General features: G+C 38.7%; 1 protein-coding gene. It reads left to right on the top strand.

The genetic code is table 11. The annotated features are described in order from the left end of the window. Positions 1 to 97: 97 nt before the first annotated feature. A partial coding sequence (locus tag BAU27_RS06975) for an IS4 family transposase (protein ID WP_139254611.1) occupies positions 98 to 638 on the top strand: 541 nt, incomplete at its 3' end.

Genomic DNA, 638 nt, shown 5'->3' with positions numbered 1-638 from the left:
CGCCACACATCCATCAACTTAAGGATTTAGACTATTTTTGAAGTTAAAAGCACGTTACTATTCTCTTATGTTAATGAGAAAGGGTGACGTGCTTTTTATGAATATGAACCAAAAACAAGAATTATCTTTATTTGCCGAAGAGTTATATCGATATATGTCTCCCGCTACACTTAATCAATTAGCTATAAAAGCAGGCGGGATGAAACGAAAACGTAAGTGCCACGGGCACCATTTCTTATCTTTGTGTGTATGGTTAAATCAACAAGTCGCTACTACCTCTCTTACTCAACTTTGTAGTCAATTAGAAACTTCAACAGGAGTTTTATTAAGTCCGGAGGGACTTAATCGACGATTTAACTCGGCTTCTGTAGCCTTCTTTCGAACTGTATTTACTACACTTCTACAAGCTAAAATTGGAGGAGTATCTAAGATTTCTCATTCTCTTTCTGCTTATTTTGAGCGGATTCGCATCCTTGATTCTACAACCTTCCAAGTTCCAGATCGATTCGCAGCTACTTATCCTGGTGCCGGAGGATGTAGTCATACAGCTGGTGTGAAAATTCAACTAGAGTATGACTTGTTGAGTGGAGAATTTTCTGATGTGGCAATTGAACCCGGAAAACGAAGTGATCAGGCAT

The organism is Bacillus sp. NH11B, from assembly GCF_001884205.1.
In the GTDB taxonomy this organism is placed as follows: Bacteria; Bacillota; Bacilli; order Bacillales; family Bacillaceae_G; genus Bacillus_A; species Bacillus_A proteolyticus.
Note: the sequence above shows the minus strand (reverse complement) of the source record. Positions and strands in the feature narration are given on the sequence as shown.